Genomic DNA, 16,924 nt, shown 5'->3' with positions numbered 1-16,924 from the left:
GAATGAAAAAAGTGATATTGATGGCTTGTGCTGTAGCAATGTTGGCTACAGTACAGGCTAAACCTGTTGATAATGCCAAGCTCAGCATTAATAAAAACAATATTAAAGTGTGGACCTTTCAAAACAGTCAAAACCCGGTATTTTTATACAAAGCTGAAACCACCTATGATGCTCCTTTAGAAAAAGCGGTTGGTCTGATTTTAGATATTGACCATGCAGTGCAATGGGTGCCGTATATGGGCAGTATCAAAGTGTTGGCGCGGGATGACAAAAAAGGCGAATTTTTATTGTATATGGTGCTGGATTTCCCTTTTCCGCTGAAAGATCGTGATTTGGTGGTACAAGGCAAAATGATGAAAGATGCTCAAGGGATCATCACGATTAAAAATAAAGCCGTCGATAAAGACTATGCTAAAAACCCCGATTATGTACGTCTTACTCATTATGAAGGCGACTGGACCTTTCAGAAACTGGCCAATAATAAAATTAAAGTTTCAACCTATGGATATGCCAATCCTGAAGGCGCTATTCCTTTAAGCTTTGTGAATATGTTTGTACAGCAGCAACCCTATCAGATGCTGCAAAAAATGAAAACCGAACTCGGCAAACCATCCAGTATTGCTGCTTTACCCGAAGCTTTACGCTAATCCATAACACTAAAAAGTCCGCATCATGCGGACTTTTTAGGATATATGTTGAGATGAGTTTTATGCACAGGGCTGATAATGCACTGCTTTATTAGCTGCAATTTTCATTTGAAGCCATACCAACAGTAACGCCAGTGCACTCAATCCTGCACCGGTGAATGAAACTGCAGTATAGCTCAGTCCCATATTCAGCACACTGGCTCCAGCAATCGCACCTAATGCATTACCCAAGTTAAAGGCACCAATATTCACCGAAGAAGCCAAACCAGGCGCATCATGTGCTACTGACATTACTCGCATTTGCAGCGGAGGAACTACGGCAAAAGCAGCAGCCCCCCAAATAATCAATGCAACTGCTGCTCCTAGAGTTGTGGTGGCCAAAACAGGGAACAGAAACATCATTGCAATTAACAGCAGTAAAAATCCAATCAGGGTTTTATCTAAGGACAGATCGGCAAATTTACCGCCCCAATGATTGCCGATAGAAAAACCGACTCCAATGAGTCAGTTCAATATTGAAGTTGGAAAGGCGGATTCAAGCGGCAAGTGTAACAGTATAAAAAATCTGCCCCACCCTTGCAGCTAGGCAGATTTAAATTCAGCGGGATCAAATAAAAATTAGAAATCCGCTTTTAACACAATGCGATAACGCGCTTTGCCAGAATGGAGTCGTTCTAAAGCCTCATTCACTTGTGACATTGGATAGAGTTCAACTTGTGGCGCAATATTTTTACGTGCCGCAAATTTTAGCAATTGACGTAATGCAGCAGGTGAACCGGTAGGTGAGCCAGTAACCGATTTTGAACCGCCAATCAGCATGAAAGCAGAAACTTTTATCGGTTCTAAAACAGCACCCAACATATGCATGGTGCCGTTTGGCGCCAGCGTATTGAGGTAAGCTGACCAATCTAGGCTCACATTGACAGTACTTAATAATAAATCAAGTTTGCCACGCTGTGCTTTGAGCGCTGCGCCGTCACGGCTATTGACCACATGATCAGCGCCCATAGCTTTGAGTTCATCACTTTTATCTAAATTTGAGGTAAAAGCAGTAATTTCACAGCCCCAAGCTTTTAAGAGTTTAATCGCCATATGACCCAAACCGCCAATCCCGATCACCCCAACATGATGAATGGCCTGAATTTGATGTTTAAGAATCGGATCAAATACCGTAATACCTCCACAAAGAAGTGGACCCGCACTTTCTGGAGCTAAATTTTCAGGCAGGGGGATGATCCATTGCCAGCCGGCACGGACTTTGTCGGCAAAACCACCGGCATGACCGACAATGGTGGCTACTGGGTGACCAGTACATAACACTTGTTGGCCTGATACACACGGATCACAATGCTGGCAACTTTCTGCTGTCCAGCCAATGCCCACACGTTGTCCCACTTTCAAGCCTTTGGCTTCTGAGCCCAGCTGGGTAATGGTGCCAATAATTTCATGACCGGCAACCACCGGATAAACCGACGAGCTCCACTCATTATTAATTACAGAAACATCAGAATGGCATAAACCGCAATATTCAACTTTGACTTCAACCTGATGCGCTTGTAATTCTCCAGCATCAAATTGATAGGGTTTAAGTTCCGCACCCGCTTTCATGGCGGCATAGGCCTGGATGATATTGTCACTCATGAGAGAATCCTTTTATTATCTTGTTGATGTTTTAAAATGATTTAAAAGAGCAATGATTTTCATGATCATCGACCATACCGACTGCCTGCATAAAAGCATAACAGGTGGTGGGGCCAACAAATTTAAAGCCCTTCTTCTTTAAGGCTTTGGACAGGGCAATACTGATTTCGGTCTGGGCTGGTGCCTGACGATAGTCCGGTACATCATTGTGAATGACCTGATGTTCAACAAAACGCCATAACCATTCACTGACATTGCTTTGTTGTGGCTTTAATTCTTGGGTTAAATATTGCCAGGCAATAGCGTTGTCACGAATGGCTTTGAGCTTGCCGATATGCCGTATCAGACTAGCATCTTCACATTTCAGCTGAAGTTGTTCATCTGTAAAGGATGCAATGGTTTCAATTGAAAATTGAAAGAAATGCTGTCGATAACTGTCGCGCTTTTTCAGCACGGTAATCCAGGACAAACCTGCTTGCTGTCCTTCCAGACACAGCATTTCAAATAAATGTGCTTCATCATGACTGGCTTTGCCCCACTCATGATCATGATAAGCGATATAAAGAGCATCATTTGAGCACCAACCACAGCGTTGAATCGACATTTCTGCTGCTCCTGAAGCGGTTTAAAACTTGAATTCAGCCCACTGATCGTGTTGACTATCCCAATAATAAAGCTCTGCTTGGGGCAAGTCGCTGAATTGAATCCACCTGTCTTGTCCGGTTTTTTCGGCAAAACCGGTGCTAATCAAAAGCGCTTCTTCGGTAATTTCCATCACCCAGCCTTGATGGCTTTGTCCAGCCAAAACAATTTTTTGTTGATTGCCTGATTCAGCAAATTCGACCAGACGATTGATCAACGCTTCTGACATGAATAGTTCCTAAAAAATTAACGTAAATAAGGATAGGGATTGACCACACCACGACCTTTACCCTCGAGGTAAATTCCATAGTGCAAATGTGGTGCCGTATGACGGGCATTACCGCTATTGCCGACATAACCAATCAATTGACCTTTTTTGACATAATCGCCGACGTTTAAGCCGCGTTTATGCTTATCCAAATGAGCATAGTAATGCCAGGTCCCGCCAGGCCCCATAATCCAAACCACTTTACCACCCAAATTGTTATTGCGTAAGTCAGCAATTAAACCTTCTGTGGCACTCAGCACTTTTGTTCCACGTGGAGCCATGATGTCAATGCCTTCGTGGCTGCGGCCGTTACTTCGCGAAGCTGCCCAGGTGTCGCGTAACTGTCTGGCTTTTATATTTTGCACTGGAATAGGCAGGGAGGACTTCAGTTGCATACTTTTCAGCTTTTGTACCTGAGCAGGCGGAAGAGGAGCTGTTGAAGTTTTTTTCGGACTTGAGGTACATGCAGCAATCCATAACACGCTAAAACCCAGTAATAAGGCATAAATAAAACGCAGCACAATTCATCCTTTTTTGATTCTCATCTATGTGAAAATTATAAGAGTTACAGCGCCTGACTATGTCATAAATTTATGGCAGAGATCAATTTTTTCATCGCGGTAGGAATGCCTATTTCGCTGGCAATGTGTGTAGCTAACCATGTGCCATTCAGTTCAATCAAAAGATGTTCTTGTTGGTCTGCATCTACCTCAAAGCAGATGGCTTCAAGTTGCCAGGTGAAATGAGTAAAGCTATGCGTGATTTCAGCTCTTTGAATGACTTTTTTGAGTCCTAAAGTCTTGCACAGAGTTTCAAATTCAATTGGATTTTCAATAATCGGCAAGCACCATAAGCCGCCCCATAAGCCGCTATTCGGACGTTGTTGCCATAACCATTGACCATTCGACTGAATCACTAAAACCTGTGCCGATTTGACCGGTACGGCTTTTTTCGGTTTTTTAAACGGCAGTTCAGTTTCTAAACCCTGTTGATGGGCTTTGCAGTGCGGTTGCATCGGGCAATATAAACACAGCGGTTTTTTCGGGGTGCATACGGTTGCGCCCAAGTCCATAATCGCCTGGGTATAGTCATGATTACGCTCAACAGGGCACAGCTGTTCTGCCAGTTGCCACATCGCACGTTCATGCACCGGTTTAGACAGATCATCTTCAATGGCAAAGAAACGCGCCAAGACCCGTTTGACATTGCCATCCATAATCACGCCGTACTGACGCAAACCCAGCGACATGAGTGCACCGCCAGTCGAAGGGCCAATCCCGGGAAGTTCGATCCATTGTTCCAATGTAGCTGGAAAATGTCCCTGACGTGCCACCATTCCCGCAGCTTTATGTAAGTTTCGTGCGCGTGCGTAGTAACCCAGCCCAGCCCAATAGGGTGCAACATCATCCCAACTGGCAAGGCCTAAATCTTTAACCGTGGGAAAGCGTGTGATAAAACGATCAAAATATTGTAGTACGGTTTTGACTTGAGTCTGCTGTAACATAATTTCAGAGACCCAAACCTTATAGGGATCATCGACCACTTGCCACGGCAAATCATGACGACCGTGGACATCGAACCAGGAAAGAAGGGCATCGGAAAAAGAAAACTGTGACATGCGAACCGCGTATTGGGAATAGATGAATAGTATAACGAAAACTGTGCGGCATTGCGGTTAGGACATGACATAAAAAAATGATGCCGCAGCATCATTTTTAAATTATTAAAATCTATTATTTACTCACTGGTCATGCCCCAGCGTTCATCCAGTTTTAAGGTTTGACCTTCATAACGCGGGATAATATGAATGTGCAAATGTTCAGAGGCTTCACCAAATACACTGCCATCATTGAAACCAATATGAAAGCCAGAAGGGTGGTGGCGCAGCTGCAGCTCATTACGTGCAAGCTCAAGTAAGGACATTAAGCTTTTACGTTCTTTGTCAGTAACATCGAAAAAAGAGCTGACATGGCGTAGAGGAACAATGACAGAGTGACCTTTGGATAATGCATTGGGCTCAGGTAGAATCACACCAAAGTCATTTTTATCAATGATGTCATATTCATCAAAGTTGCAATAGGGGCAGTTGTTTTCAGTCATTATTCTATCCTCTTTAAAAATATAATTTTTAAAATATCCAGCTTACTGGAGGGCTAAAGATGGTAGAGCCATCTTTAGCTTTATTGCTATTCACCAAGTCGAGTTTTTAATAACTCGTACATGGCAGATAAGCCTTGTTGTTCTGCGGCTGCGTTATAGCCAAGATCGACATTATTGGCTTTGGCACGTTCATCAGCAAGTGGGTTGCTAAAACCATGTTTGGCACCTTCAAAGACAATCACTTCATGCTCGACTTGAGCTGCATGCATTTCTTCTTTAAAACGTGCAACATCATCTAGGCTGACCATGCTGTCGAGTTCGCCGTGGAGTACTAAAATTTCCGCTTTGACTTTTCCGGGCTGTGCCGGTGCTTTCGGTGTCAAGTTGCCATGGAACGTGACCACCGCTTGTAAAGGAGCACCAGAACGTGCCAGATCAAGCACCACTTTGCCACCGTAACAGAAGCCTACAGCAGCCAGTTTATCTGCATTTACTTCTTGTTGCGCTGCTAATGTGACCAAACCTGCGGACGCACGAGTCACAATTGTTTCAGGATCTTCAAAGGTTTGCATCATCCATTCACTGGCTTCTGGCACTGCCGTGGTGACTTTCTTATCGCCATACATATCAATGGCAAGGGCTGCATAGCCATGTTCCGCAAGCTCACGAGCACGCTGTTCGGTGTATTCATTACGTCCCCACCATTCAGGTGCTACAATCACGCCCGCGATGGGTGTTTCTGATTCAGGTGCTGCAAAGTATCCAATCAAATGTGTTCCATCTGCAGCAGTGTACTGAATTTCGCGAGTTTTGATGGTGAGAGCCATGGATTCAATCCTTGTAATGAGTGAAGAAAATATTATTGATTAAAATATGAAAATTAATGTCTTTAATGATTGTACAAGATCGATTTATTTTGATTGCATATTATTATCAATAAATTGAAACATGCTGTTAAATAAAGCTTTTTAAAAATATAAATAATTAATAAATATAGGTTTTTATTATATTGTACTGATTAAGTAGGGTAGTAGCGATGGCTTGAAAAAGAACATACATGTTTATATTAAAAGCCAGTATTGAAAAGTGATAGATTAAATCTTTAAAAAATAGCGAGTAGGGAATGAGTACGGTCTGCGCTCATATTGATCTACCCGCAACTTTGCAATACAGAATAAATAGGGGTTATTTAGATGATTTCGGCAGCACTTCAAGAAGTTCTACATCAAAAATTAAAGTGCTATTCGGTTCGATTGCATCCCCAGAGCCAATTTGACCATAGCCAAGTTGTGGGGGAATAAAGAAGCGATACTGAGCGCCTTCTTTCATCAATTGTAAGCCTTCAGTCCAGCCTTGAATCACTTGGCTGACCTGAAATTCAGCCGGCTGATTTCGGGCAATTGAGCTATCAAACACTGTACCGTCTATTAAACGACCTTCATAGTTGACTTTGACTACGGAATTGGCTTGAGGTGATTTTCCTGTGCCTGGTTTTAATATCTGATATTGCAAGCCAGACTTGGTGGTTTGGACACCATCTTTTTTAGCATTGGCTTTTAAAAACTCTGTCCCGATTTTGGCATTGCTATCGGCTTTTTGTTTAACTTCAATCAGTTGTTTGGCATCACTCAGCTTTTTATGTTGGGTCAGAACACGTGCCATTTCTTCATCGGTAAGAGAAGATTTACCGCCTTGAGCTGCAGTTTTTAAACCGAGCATGAAAGCATCCAGGTCCAAATCTTTAACAGATTCAGCATTGCTACGCCCCATCAGATAGCCAAAGCTGTAGCCGACCTGTTCATTTAAATTGCTGCTATTGGTCACGGGTTTTGCAAAGCTAACCGTGCTAAAAAGACAGAAACAAAGCAATGTTATAGGTGTTTTCATTCTCTTATCCCAAGATAAATAAGGAGAGCAAAAGCTCTCCTTGAATTTTTTATTTTACTTTGATCAGTTCAACATCAAAAATCAGGGTGCTGTTGGCTGGAATCATTCCCGGAACGCCTTGTTCACCGTAGCCCAATTGAGAAGGGATATAAAGGGTCGCTTTACCGCCTTCTTTCATCAATTGCAGACCTTCCGTCCAACCCGGAATGACTTGATTTAATGGGAACTCAATCGGTTCACCACGTTCAATCGAGCTATCAAATACTTTACCGTCAACTAATTGACCTTTGTAATGTACAGTCACCATAGCGTTGGCAGCAGGTTGTTTACCTGTACCTTCCTTGATCATTTTGTACTGTAATCCAGAAGCTGTGGTTTTTACACCCGGTTTTTTCGCATTTTCAGTTAGGAAAGAGTCGCTGGCAGTTTGCACTTGCTGTGCTTGCTGAACTTGCTTCTGTTGCATTTCCTTTTGGAATTGCTCATAGGCTTGTTGCAGTTCCTGTTCTGTATAAGCAGGTTTATTTCGAGCGTGGCCTTCACGTACACCGGTAACGAAACTATTGATGTTTAATTCAGGTGGGGTTTGATGTGCAACTTCATAGCCAAGTGCATAACTGATTTTCTCGACAGCAGATGCATTCTTTGATGCTTTTGATGTCATAGTAGCCGGGTTTTGAGTTGCATAATAAACAGGTACAAGTGCAGCACCGCCTAAAAGAACAGCGACAGCGATGGGTAAGGCTTTACTCATAGGTTTTCCCAAATTCATTTTATATTCAAAAGTTGCATTAATTTTAGCAGACTTTTCTATCCAACACGTTTCGCGGAAGCGCTATTGTACAGAAGTCCAATATATTCTTATCAAGCCAGTTATTCTATAACAGACTGAATATATAAAACATTTTTAATACAATTAAATATCAAATTTTTATTTAATTCGATAGTGAATTATAAATTATTTTCTTTGCTACTGTCTTTCCAAGCCAGATTATTTTAGATGAAAATGATCTTAAAAAGAAAAGCCAGTGAAAATCACTGGCTTTTACAATAAACCCATTCAATCGATCTGGATCAAATCTGTTTAGTCATTGTCTTTTGAAGCTTTATAGCCGTAGGCATAGTTATAACCATAACCATAACCGCCAGTCGCGCGTTGAATATCATTCAGAATGAAGCCATTGACCTTAACGCCGACTTGTTCAAAGCGGTTAATTGTTAATTCAAGTTCTTTCATCTGTGATTTTGCATAACGTGCAATGACTAAATTCACACCGGCATATTGTGAGATGATAATTCCGTCAGTCACGGCAAGTACAGGAGGGGTATCAATAATAATGTGATCATACAGCTGTGAAACTTGATCTAAAAGTTCTGATAACTTTGCCGAACTTAAAAGTTCGGAAGGATTCACCGGACTCTTACCACGCGTAATGACATCTAAATTGTCAACTTCAGTTGATTTAATAATACTTTCTAATGTTTGCTGAGTATTTAAATATTCAGCCAAACCCGGCTGGGTGTCATAATTGAAATATTTATGTAGATAACCACGACGCATATCTCCATCAATGATCAATACGCGTTTATTACTTTGCGCCAAAATGGTCGCCAGGTTTGTAGAAATAAAGGATTTTCCTACCTCTGGTGCAGGGCCCGAAATCATAATGATATTATTTTTGGCCTGACTCATGGCAAAGTGAATTGCAGTACGCATGCTGCGTAAGCTTTCAATCGCAATATCATCGCCATTTTTAATGGCTAAAATAGGAATATGTTTGTTCTTTTTCAGCAGTTTAACGCGGCTTTCTTGAATAGATGAGCGCGGAACTGTTGCATAAACGGGTAAGTCCAGTTCATTTTCAATTTGACTTGCATCTTTAATGCCAGAGCGCAGCATATTGCGCAGCAGGGCTAGCAAGGTTCCGAGGAAACCACCCAGGAAGAGGGCTAAAATAAGAATCTGTAATTTTTTCGGCGCAATGGGTTTAATTGGCTCAACGGCTGTATCTACAATACGCACATTACCAATTTCACCTGCTTTGGCAATACGCAGTTGCTGGTAAGAATTCAGTAATGCCGTATAAAGCTGGGTTTTAACCTCAACCTCACGATACAACTGTAAATAGCGACGTTGTAAATCAGGCAGTTGTTTTAAGGTACCATTCAACTCCGCTATTTTTTTATTAATTGCTCCCAACTGTGCATTCATTTGCTGCATCACTGGGTGTTCATTGGTATATTTTGCCGCCATTTCAGCTTGTTGCTGTTCCAGCTGTGATTTTTGCGTCTCTAGGGTAATGCTTTGAGTCAAATACAATTCAGATTCTTTGGTGACATCGACGGTATTATATTGTTGACGGAATTTGTTGAATTCACGTTCTGCCACATCAAGCTGCTGTTTTAACTCTGGCAACTGTTCATCAAGGAATTTAAGCGTCTGAGCTGTTTCTGCAGAACGACGTTCAATATTTTGTTGGCTATAAGCCACCAGAATAGCATTCAGAACTTTGGTGATATGTTGTTTGTCCTGACCTTGATAATTCAGTCCTAAAATACCGGTAAGCTTGCCTTTTTCAGCCACAGAATAACTATCTGTAATTGAGCCCATAGCTGCAGGCAAAGACATTTTTTGAATATTATAAGTGTGTTTGAATTGATCTTGAGTATAAATAGCAACTTTCCACGTGCCATGTTCTGCAGTGTGTAAACTCTCTTGATTGATGGGTGCACTAAAAACAATTTGTTTAGTTTCAGCATCGGTTAAAGTAAATTTGTTTGCATTAAACTTAAGTAACAAATTCTTGTCTAAATAATAAGCTGGAACTTCAAATTTTCGCACATCAAAAGATTTAGCATCGTCTTGGAATAAAACTGATTTGGCTTGATATTGAGTTTGATAATCATGGGGGCTAAGTAAACGTTTAAAGAAACTGGTTTCGGTACCGGAAATTTTTATATCTAAGTTCAAGTGTTTAATGACAGAACCCAGCACTAGACGTGATTTCAGCAGTTCAATTTCAGCTTGAGCCGGCTGTTTTTGCTCAATCATGCTGGAGAGATCGCCCAATAACGCAGCAGAGGTGCCTTTACTTTCTTCGACTTGTACTAATGCATCGACCGCATAAGTGTCGGGTGTGGTTCTTAAATATAACAACGCACAGACCAAACTTAAAATCACACACAGCGCAATGAGTTTCCATTGCGCAATGAGTGAGAAAAACAGCTCTTTTAAATCAATTGTATCTTCAGTATTGGTATTTTGGCTCATAATTTTGCTATCAAAAAGTTAAATATGTTGTGTCCAGTCGCTGATACAATCTTGTATTAACTGACTGGTTTCATTGAAGACCAATTGCTCATGCTGATAAGGATCAGGCACATTTCTGCCTCGCCAATGTCCTAGTCGGAAAGTTTTTCCTTTCGCAAAAGGCCAGGTCTGCTCTAAATGCTTTTGTTGATTTTGACTCATGACCAAAATTAAATCGGCTTTTTTAATCAGCTCTGTATTCAACTTTTGGGCAATATGAGTGCTCATATTGATACCTAAACGCTGTATACAGAGTATGGCTTTTTCATCCGCAGCATGACCAGTTAAACCGGAAATACCTGCCGACACTATATCAAGCTGCGGATACTGCTGTTTTAATAAATATTCAGCCATTGGACTACGACAGATATTGCCTACGCAAACCACAAGAATATTCTGAATTTGCATTATTGCCCCAGGCGATCCAGATTATAAAGTGCGTTTGAGAACGGAATAACCTGGTTCACGACACGCTGCCAACGCGCCAAGCCTGAAGCATCCACATAGACAATATCATTGCTGCGCATTTTGAACTTATTGGCTAAACCAAAATCGGCAATGCTGGTTAAATCTAATTGATACACTTCTGTAGAAGTATCAACAGTATTGCTTCGAACGACGTAAATTTTACTGCGGCTGGCAGAGAGCGGATTTAAACCTAAACTCTCACCTAAAACATCACTCAGACTCATGCCTTGGTCCCGCATAGGCAAAGACTGGTTTTTACCCGATTCACCCATCACATAAATTTTCTGGTTTTCACGTGAATTGACATACAGGGTATCATTGGGTTGTATGAGTAAGTTATGTAAAGAAAGTCCGGCTTTTTCCAGCTCAATTGTATTGAGTTGATAATTACGGCCTTGTCTGATTAGAGTAATAGAGGCATTGTCACCCTGTTGAGAATTTACACCACCCGCCATGCCTAAAGCTGTATACACACTGACAGGTTGATCGCTTAAGTAGAATTGTCCGCCTTTGGTCACATTACCTTGCACAGAGAAGCGCTGGCCTTGATAAGACAACACCCGCGCAATTACATCAGGGGTCTTTAAATAACGCGCAAGCTGGCTACGCATCTCCTGATTGACCTGAGTTAAAGACTTTCCTGCAGCCTTATAACGACCAATCATGGGAAACTGGATATAGCCATTTTGATCAATTTGATAGCCATTGGCTTGAACAGATTGTTCATTATTAATAGTTGTGGTGGGTGGAGTAATATCTGGATACGCCCATAAATAAATGGAAAGAACATCACCGGCACTGAGTTTATAGTTTTTATGGGAAGCATTAAATAAATGTGCATAATCTTGACGAAGATTAATTTCGGCCGGTTGTACCGCAAATAAAGATTCTTGAGTGAGTCTGATGACATTCACCTGAGTGCCTAAATCCGTTTGGTAAACTCCTTCACTTGGTAAATCATAAGTTTGTAAACCAGAAGTAATTGCACAACCTGTCATGGCACAACTTAAAACCAGTAAAGCAGTATATTGAATTTTTCTCACTCTAAATCCTGTTTTAAAAATTATTAAAAACTTCAACTTAAGTTATTCTACCTTTCTAATTACGAAAAAAATATAACAAATTGTAAGCTATTTACTATTTATAAATAGATGAAAGGTGTTAGATAAAAGAAGACAAATCTATTATAAATTCAATAAAAATGCATCTTTTAAAAAATATTTGTTCAAGTTTTTAATTGATTTTTATATAAATTAGCAACAAAAAATACTTGATTTTCTGATATAGTTCTTAGCGTTTTTATTCACCTCTTAGATTATATAAATAAGCAAGGCTCAAAAATGCTCACTTTGTCAGAACTCAAGATTGCCGTAATTGGTCTAGGATATGTCGGCTTACCTTTAGCAGTTGAATTTGGAAAAAAAGTACCAGTTGTGGGTTTTGATATTTATCAAAAACGGATTGATGAGTTAAAAAGTGGTCAAGACCATACCTTAGAAGTATCACCAGAAGAATTAGTACAATCGGCTCATTTAACTTATTCAGCGAATTTAGATGATTTAAAAGACTGTAATTTCTTTATTGTAACGGTTCCAACCCCTATTGATGAGTTTAAACAGCCAGATTTAACGCCGCTTGTAAAAGCTTCAACCAGTATTGGCAAGGTGTTAAATAAAGGGGATGTAGTGGTTTATGAATCCACTGTATATCCGGGTGCAACCGAAGAAACCTGTATTCCAGTTTTAGAGCAAGTTTCAGGTTTGACTTTTAACCAGGACTTCTTTGCCGGTTATAGCCCGGAGCGTATTAACCCGGGTGATAAACTGCACCGTGTCACTAATATTTTAAAAATTACTTCGGGTTCTACTCCAGAAGTCGCTGACTTTGTAGACCAGGTTTATAACTTGGTGATTGAAGCAGGTACCCATAAAGCCTCAAGTATTAAAGTTGCTGAAGCAGCAAAGGTCATTGAAAACACGCAACGTGATGTAAATATTGCTTTAATTAATGAGCTTGCCATTATTTTTAATAAAATGGGTATTGATACTGAAGCTGTATTAGAAGCTGCCGGTACAAAATGGAACTTTTTACCTTTCCGTCCAGGTTTAGTCGGTGGACATTGTATTGGTGTAGACCCGTACTACTTAACCCATAAAGCTCAAGCCATTGGATATCATCCTGAAATTATTCTGGCAGGTCGTCGTTTAAACGATTCTATGGGCGCTTATGTCGTGACTCAGCTTGTCAAAGGGATGATCAAGAAAAAAATTCAGGTTGAAGGTGCTAAAGTTTTGGTACTCGGCTTAAGTTTCAAAGAAAACTGCCCCGATATTCGTAATACTAAAATTATTGATATTGTGCATGAGCTTAAAGAATACAATATTGCTGCAGATGTGTATGACCCATGGGTGGACGCAAACGAAGCTCAACATGAATACGGGATTACTCCAGTCTCCAATCTGGAACAGGGGCAGTATGACGCGGTGATTCTAGCCGTTGCCCATGATCAGTTTAAAGCCATGGGTGCCGAAGCATTACGTGCCCTGGGCAAGTCAGCACATATTTTATATGACCTGAAATATGTACTGGATCAATCTGAATCTGACCTTCGTCTGTAATTTATAGGGACCTTAAACATGAGCCAATATCAAACTGTATGCGAGCAACTACAACAAGCACCTAAAACCTGGTTAATTACCGGTGTGGCAGGCTTTATTGGCTCAAATTTACTGGAAACCCTGTTAAAGCTGAACCAAAATGTGGTGGGTCTGGACAATTTTGCCACAGGTCATCAGCATAACTTGGATGAAGTGCAGGGTCTGGTGACTCCTGAACAATGGGCGAACTTTAAATTTTACGAAGGTGATATCCGTAATTTTGAAGATTGCCAGATAGCCTGTGCAGGAGTGGACTATGTGTTGCATCAGGCCGCTTTAGGTTCTGTACCGCGTTCGATTGCTGACCCGATTACCACCAATGCAGCCAATATTACCGGCTTTTTAAATATGCTGACTGCTGCACGTGATGCAGAAGTGAAAAGCTTTACCTATGCCGCCAGCAGTTCAACTTATGGTGACCATCCGGCACTGCCTAAAGTTGAAGAAAATATCGGTAAGCCACTTTCACCTTATGCGGTCACCAAATATGTAAATGAACTGTATGCTGAAGTCTTTGCCCGAACCTATGGGTTTAAAACCATAGGTTTGCGTTACTTCAATGTTTTCGGCAAGCGTCAGGACCCGAATGGGGCCTATGCGGCAGTCATTCCAAAATGGACAGCAGCCATGATTGCTGGTAATGATGTTTTCATTAATGGTGATGGTGAAACCAGTCGTGATTTCTGTTTTATTGAAAACACGGTTCAGGCCAATATTCTGGCAGCTACTACGCAAAATGATGAAGCTAAAAATCAGGTTTATAATGTGGCAGTCGGAGATCGTACCACGTTAAATGATTTGTTTAATGCCATTAAAACTGCCTTAAATGAAAATGGCGTGACTTATACGAAAGAGCCTGTATATCGGGACTTCCGTGCTGGTGATGTGCGTCATTCACAGGCAAGTATTGAAAAAATAAAAAACTTATTAGAATACAAACCAGAATTTGTAATTTCGCAAGGAATTGATCAAGCCATGCCTTGGTATATCAATTTCAGTAAGTAAATATGCGAAATAGAATTAAGGCACTTAAAAATCGTTTAAGTGCTAATAAAGATAGTAAAGCTTTAGCCAGTAACTTTGGTTATCTCATGATAATGCAAATTACTGGCTACATCTTTCCGTTACTCACTATTCCTTATTTAGCACGGGTAATAGGGGTAGAGGGTTTTGGAAAAATTGCTTTTGCAGCAGCAGTAATAGTCTGGTTTCAGACTATTACTGATTGGGGATTTAGTTATACGGCGACCCGTGATATAGCACGTAATAGAGGAAATCTAGAAAAGGTTTCAGAAATTTTTTCTAATGTACTATGGGCTAAAATTTTACTTGCACTAATTTCTTTTATTATACTTTTTATTCTTACTGAGTATATTCCTTATCTAAAAGAAAATCAGACTTTATTATTCATTACTTTCATGCTAGTACCAGCAAAAATTTTATTTGCAGATTGGTTTTTTCAAGCAATTGAAAAAATGAAATTTATTACTATTTTTGATTTAATTTCTAAATTAATTTTTACCTTATGTATTTTTATATTTGTTCAAGAAAAATCTGATTTCATTTTACAGCCTTTATTTTTAAGTCTAGGTTCGATATTAGTAGGCATAGTTTCATTTTACCTAATTTTGTTTAAATGGAAGGTTAAAATAATAGCCCCTAAAAGTAAAGAGGTAGTGGAGACTATAAAAAATAGTAAAGATGTCTTTATAAATAATATTGTTCCAAATTTTTATAATAGTTTTTCTTCAGTACTTCTTGGTTTTTTGGGGGGGAGCATAGCTAATGGCTTATTAGATGCGGGTAGTAAATTTGCTAATATTGCTCAACAGTTTATTAATATATTATCACGAGTTTTTTTCCCATTTTTATCTAGAAAGTCAAACAACCATAGTATCTATGCTAAAATCAATATTTTAATTACAATGATATCCGCTATTTTATTAATTATTTTAGCGCCCTTTATTATTAAAATATTTTTTACTGCTGAATTTTACGATGCAATACTTGTTTTACAAATTATTGCATTTTCTTTAATTTTTCAGACACTCATCAGTACCTATGGCTTAAATTATATGATAATTCACGGGTTTGAAAAATCTTTAAGAAATATTACGATTGCATGTTCAATGATTGGTTTTGTTGTCTCTTTTCCACTTATTTATTTTTATAATTTCTTGGGCGCAGCCATTTTGATAACGGGAACGAGAGTTCTATTAGGTTTATCTATTATGTTTAAAGCTAAAGCTATTCAACGGAGTATATTAGCAAAATGAAGGTTGCTATCCATCATAATCCTCATAGTTTTTCTGATCGCTGGATAAAATATTGTGAAAAAGAAAAAATTGAATATAGATTAGTAAATGCTTTTGATAGCAATATTGTTGAGCAGCTTAAGGGTTATGATATTTTTATGTGGCATCATCATCATGCGCAATATAAAGATGTTTTAACAGCTAAGAGAATATTGTTTGCTCTAGAGCATGCTGGTATTAAAGTTTTTCCAGATTTTAAAACGGGTTGGCACTTTGATGATAAAGTAGCTCAAAAATATTTGTTAGAAGCAATAGAAGCACCATTAGTACCAAGCTATGTATTCTATGATAAAAAGCAGGCTCTAAATTGGGCCAAACAAATTAAATACCCGAAAGTTTTTAAACTTAAAGGTGGTGCAGGTGCGTCTAATGTAAAGCTGGTCAGAAGTTATTCACAAGCAACAGCGCTAATTAATACAGCATTTGGTCGTGGCTTTGCTCAGTTTGATCGTTTAGGTTACTTCAAGGAAAGATTTAATAAATTTAAAAGTGGAAAAGATACGTTTATTGGAGTTCTAAAAGGATTTGCTCGAATTTTTATTATTCCTAAATTTGCTAAACAACTGCCCGCAGAAAGAGGTTATATCTATTTTCAAGAATTTATCCCCAATAATGATTCTGATATAAGGGTAATCATAATAGGTGATAAAGCTTTTGCAATTAAGCGAATGATTAGGGAGAATGATTTCCGTGCTTCAGGAAGTGGTAATATTGTTTATGATAAAAATGAAATTAATGAAAGTTGTATTCAATTAGCATTTGAAGTTAATAATAAAATTAAATCATTATGTACTGCCTTTGATTTTGTACTTTACAATGGAAGACCCTTGATTGTTGAAATTAGTTATGGATTTACTAGTTTAGCTTATGATCTTTGTCCTGGTTATTGGGATGAAAATTTAATATGGCATGAAGATGAGTTTAACCCACAATTTTGGATAATGGAAAATTTAAGAAAAGAGATTGTTAAATGATTTATAAAAAAATAA

17 protein-coding genes and 1 pseudogene are annotated in these 16,924 nt (G+C 39.4%); 5 read left to right on the top strand and 13 right to left on the bottom strand.

Annotated elements, in window-relative coordinates:
* The first annotated feature begins 2 nt into the window (after window positions 1–2).
* Window positions 3–647 (top strand): START domain-containing protein, encoded by a 645-nt coding sequence (locus tag AY606_RS03480; protein ID WP_067864806.1) that lies wholly within the window; start codon window positions 3–5, stop codon window positions 645–647.
* A gap of 60 nt (window positions 648–707) precedes the next feature.
* On the opposite strand, the pseudogene AY606_RS03475 reads toward AY606_RS03480, so the two are convergent.
* The 13 genes and pseudogenes from AY606_RS03475 to AY606_RS03415 all read right to left on the bottom strand — a co-directional run.
* Window positions 708–1,151: pseudogene (locus AY606_RS03475) on the bottom strand (MFS transporter); the annotation flags it as partial.
* Window positions 1,152–1,265: 114 nt separating this feature from the next.
* A complete protein-coding gene (ahr, locus tag AY606_RS03470; protein WP_067864801.1) occupies window positions 1,266–2,288 on the bottom strand; it encodes an NADPH-dependent aldehyde reductase Ahr in 1,023 nt (340 codons plus the stop codon).
* 31 nt (window positions 2,289–2,319) lie between these two features.
* Window positions 2,320–2,892 carry a DNA-3-methyladenine glycosylase I gene (locus AY606_RS03465; RefSeq protein ID WP_067864798.1) on the bottom strand — a complete coding sequence of 191 codons (573 nt, stop codon included), beginning with the start codon at window positions 2,890–2,892 and terminating at the stop codon, window positions 2,320–2,322.
* Between the two features lie 21 nt (window positions 2,893–2,913).
* A complete protein-coding gene (locus AY606_RS03460) occupies window positions 2,914–3,159 on the bottom strand; it encodes a hypothetical protein (protein ID WP_067864795.1) in 246 nt (81 codons plus the stop codon).
* A gap of 17 nt (window positions 3,160–3,176) precedes the next feature.
* Window positions 3,177–3,719 carry a M23 family metallopeptidase gene (locus AY606_RS03455; protein ID WP_067864792.1) on the bottom strand — a complete coding sequence of 181 codons (543 nt, stop codon included), beginning with the start codon at window positions 3,717–3,719 and terminating at the stop codon, window positions 3,177–3,179.
* A gap of 62 nt (window positions 3,720–3,781) precedes the next feature.
* A complete protein-coding gene (mutY, locus tag AY606_RS03450; RefSeq protein WP_067864789.1) occupies window positions 3,782–4,816 on the bottom strand; it encodes an A/G-specific adenine glycosylase in 1,035 nt (344 codons plus the stop codon).
* Window positions 4,817–4,935: 119 nt separating this feature from the next.
* The gene (locus tag AY606_RS03445) at window positions 4,936–5,298 is read right to left on the bottom strand and encodes an HIT family protein (RefSeq protein ID WP_067864786.1); all 363 of its coding nucleotides are present in this window, start codon (window positions 5,296–5,298) and stop codon (window positions 4,936–4,938) included.
* A gap of 86 nt (window positions 5,299–5,384) precedes the next feature.
* Window positions 5,385–6,125, bottom strand: coding sequence for a dienelactone hydrolase family protein (locus AY606_RS03440; protein WP_067864783.1), 741 nt, complete (start codon window positions 6,123–6,125; stop codon window positions 5,385–5,387).
* A 358-nt stretch (window positions 6,126–6,483) separates the two neighbouring features.
* Window positions 6,484–7,185: a BamJ family beta-barrel-assembly machinery protein gene (bamJ, locus tag AY606_RS03435; protein ID WP_067864781.1), complete on the bottom strand. Its 702-nt coding sequence runs from the start codon at window positions 7,183–7,185 to the stop codon at window positions 6,484–6,486.
* A 49-nt stretch (window positions 7,186–7,234) separates the two neighbouring features.
* On the bottom strand, window positions 7,235–7,939 hold the full coding sequence (bamJ, locus tag AY606_RS03430; protein ID WP_067864889.1) for a BamJ family beta-barrel-assembly machinery protein: 705 nt from the start codon (window positions 7,937–7,939) through the stop codon (window positions 7,235–7,237).
* Window positions 7,940–8,269: 330 nt separating this feature from the next.
* Window positions 8,270–10,456, bottom strand: a complete 2,187-nt coding sequence (locus tag AY606_RS03425) for a polysaccharide biosynthesis tyrosine autokinase (protein ID WP_067864778.1) — start codon at window positions 10,454–10,456, stop codon at window positions 8,270–8,272.
* 18 nt (window positions 10,457–10,474) lie between these two features.
* A complete protein-coding gene (locus AY606_RS03420; protein ID WP_067864775.1) occupies window positions 10,475–10,903 on the bottom strand; it encodes a low molecular weight protein-tyrosine-phosphatase in 429 nt (142 codons plus the stop codon).
* Complete coding sequence (locus AY606_RS03415) at window positions 10,903–11,961, bottom strand: polysaccharide biosynthesis/export family protein (protein ID WP_155858113.1); 1,059 nt, start codon at window positions 11,959–11,961, stop codon at window positions 10,903–10,905. The genes AY606_RS03420 and AY606_RS03415 overlap by 1 nt, the downstream gene beginning before the upstream one ends.
* Before the next feature lie 342 nt (window positions 11,962–12,303).
* Between AY606_RS03415 and tviB the strand changes: the two genes are divergently transcribed.
* Genes tviB through AY606_RS03395 form a run of 4 tightly spaced genes read left to right on the top strand, consistent with a single transcriptional unit; the run spans window position 12,304 to window position 16,909 of the window.
* Complete coding sequence (gene tviB, locus AY606_RS03410; RefSeq protein WP_067864765.1) at window positions 12,304–13,581, top strand: Vi polysaccharide biosynthesis UDP-N-acetylglucosamine C-6 dehydrogenase TviB; 1,278 nt, start codon at window positions 12,304–12,306, stop codon at window positions 13,579–13,581.
* Between the two features lie 18 nt (window positions 13,582–13,599).
* On the top strand, window positions 13,600–14,625 hold the full coding sequence (locus tag AY606_RS03405; protein ID WP_067864762.1) for an NAD-dependent epimerase/dehydratase family protein: 1,026 nt from the start codon (window positions 13,600–13,602) through the stop codon (window positions 14,623–14,625).
* A gap of 2 nt (window positions 14,626–14,627) precedes the next feature.
* A complete protein-coding gene (locus AY606_RS03400) occupies window positions 14,628–15,896 on the top strand; it encodes a flippase (protein WP_067864759.1) in 1,269 nt (422 codons plus the stop codon).
* On the top strand, window positions 15,893–16,909 hold the full coding sequence (locus tag AY606_RS03395) for an ATP-grasp domain-containing protein (RefSeq protein WP_067864754.1): 1,017 nt from the start codon (window positions 15,893–15,895) through the stop codon (window positions 16,907–16,909). The genes AY606_RS03400 and AY606_RS03395 overlap by 4 nt, the downstream gene beginning before the upstream one ends.
* The last annotated feature ends 15 nt before the right edge of the window (window positions 16,910–16,924 follow it).

It is taken from the genome of Acinetobacter sp. SFB (assembly GCF_001647545.1).
Lineage (GTDB): Bacteria > Pseudomonadota > Gammaproteobacteria > Pseudomonadales > Moraxellaceae > Acinetobacter.
Note: the sequence above shows the minus strand (reverse complement) of the source record. Positions and strands in the feature narration are given on the sequence as shown.

Bases quoted from the DNA above. Each gene is read 5' to 3' on its own strand.
- tviB (WP_067864765.1), top strand. From the start codon at position 12,304: ATGCTCACTTTGTCAGAACTCAAGATTGCCGTAATTGGTCTAGGATAT.
- AY606_RS03415 (WP_155858113.1), bottom strand. From the start codon at position 11,961: ATGACAGGTTGTGCAATTACTTCTGGTTTACAAACTTATGATTTACCA.
- mutY (WP_067864789.1), bottom strand. From the start codon at position 4,816: ATGTCACAGTTTTCTTTTTCCGATGCCCTTCTTTCCTGGTTCGATGTC.
- AY606_RS03400 (WP_067864759.1), top strand. From the start codon at position 14,628: ATGCGAAATAGAATTAAGGCACTTAAAAATCGTTTAAGTGCTAATAAA.
- bamJ (WP_067864889.1), bottom strand. From the start codon at position 7,939: ATGAGTAAAGCCTTACCCATCGCTGTCGCTGTTCTTTTAGGCGGTGCT.
- AY606_RS03405 (WP_067864762.1), top strand. From the start codon at position 13,600: ATGAGCCAATATCAAACTGTATGCGAGCAACTACAACAAGCACCTAAA.
- AY606_RS03480 (WP_067864806.1), top strand. From the start codon at position 3: ATGAAAAAAGTGATATTGATGGCTTGTGCTGTAGCAATGTTGGCTACA.
- ahr (WP_067864801.1), bottom strand. From the start codon at position 2,288: ATGAGTGACAATATCATCCAGGCCTATGCCGCCATGAAAGCGGGTGCG.
- AY606_RS03460 (WP_067864795.1), bottom strand. From the start codon at position 3,159: ATGTCAGAAGCGTTGATCAATCGTCTGGTCGAATTTGCTGAATCAGGC.
- AY606_RS03420 (WP_067864775.1), bottom strand. From the start codon at position 10,903: ATGCAAATTCAGAATATTCTTGTGGTTTGCGTAGGCAATATCTGTCGT.
- AY606_RS03465 (WP_067864798.1), bottom strand. From the start codon at position 2,892: ATGTCGATTCAACGCTGTGGTTGGTGCTCAAATGATGCTCTTTATATC.
- AY606_RS03395 (WP_067864754.1), top strand. From the start codon at position 15,893: ATGAAGGTTGCTATCCATCATAATCCTCATAGTTTTTCTGATCGCTGG.
- AY606_RS03425 (WP_067864778.1), bottom strand. From the start codon at position 10,456: ATGAGCCAAAATACCAATACTGAAGATACAATTGATTTAAAAGAGCTG.
- AY606_RS03440 (WP_067864783.1), bottom strand. From the start codon at position 6,125: ATGGCTCTCACCATCAAAACTCGCGAAATTCAGTACACTGCTGCAGAT.
- bamJ (WP_067864781.1), bottom strand. From the start codon at position 7,185: ATGAAAACACCTATAACATTGCTTTGTTTCTGTCTTTTTAGCACGGTT.
- AY606_RS03445 (WP_067864786.1), bottom strand. From the start codon at position 5,298: ATGACTGAAAACAACTGCCCCTATTGCAACTTTGATGAATATGACATC.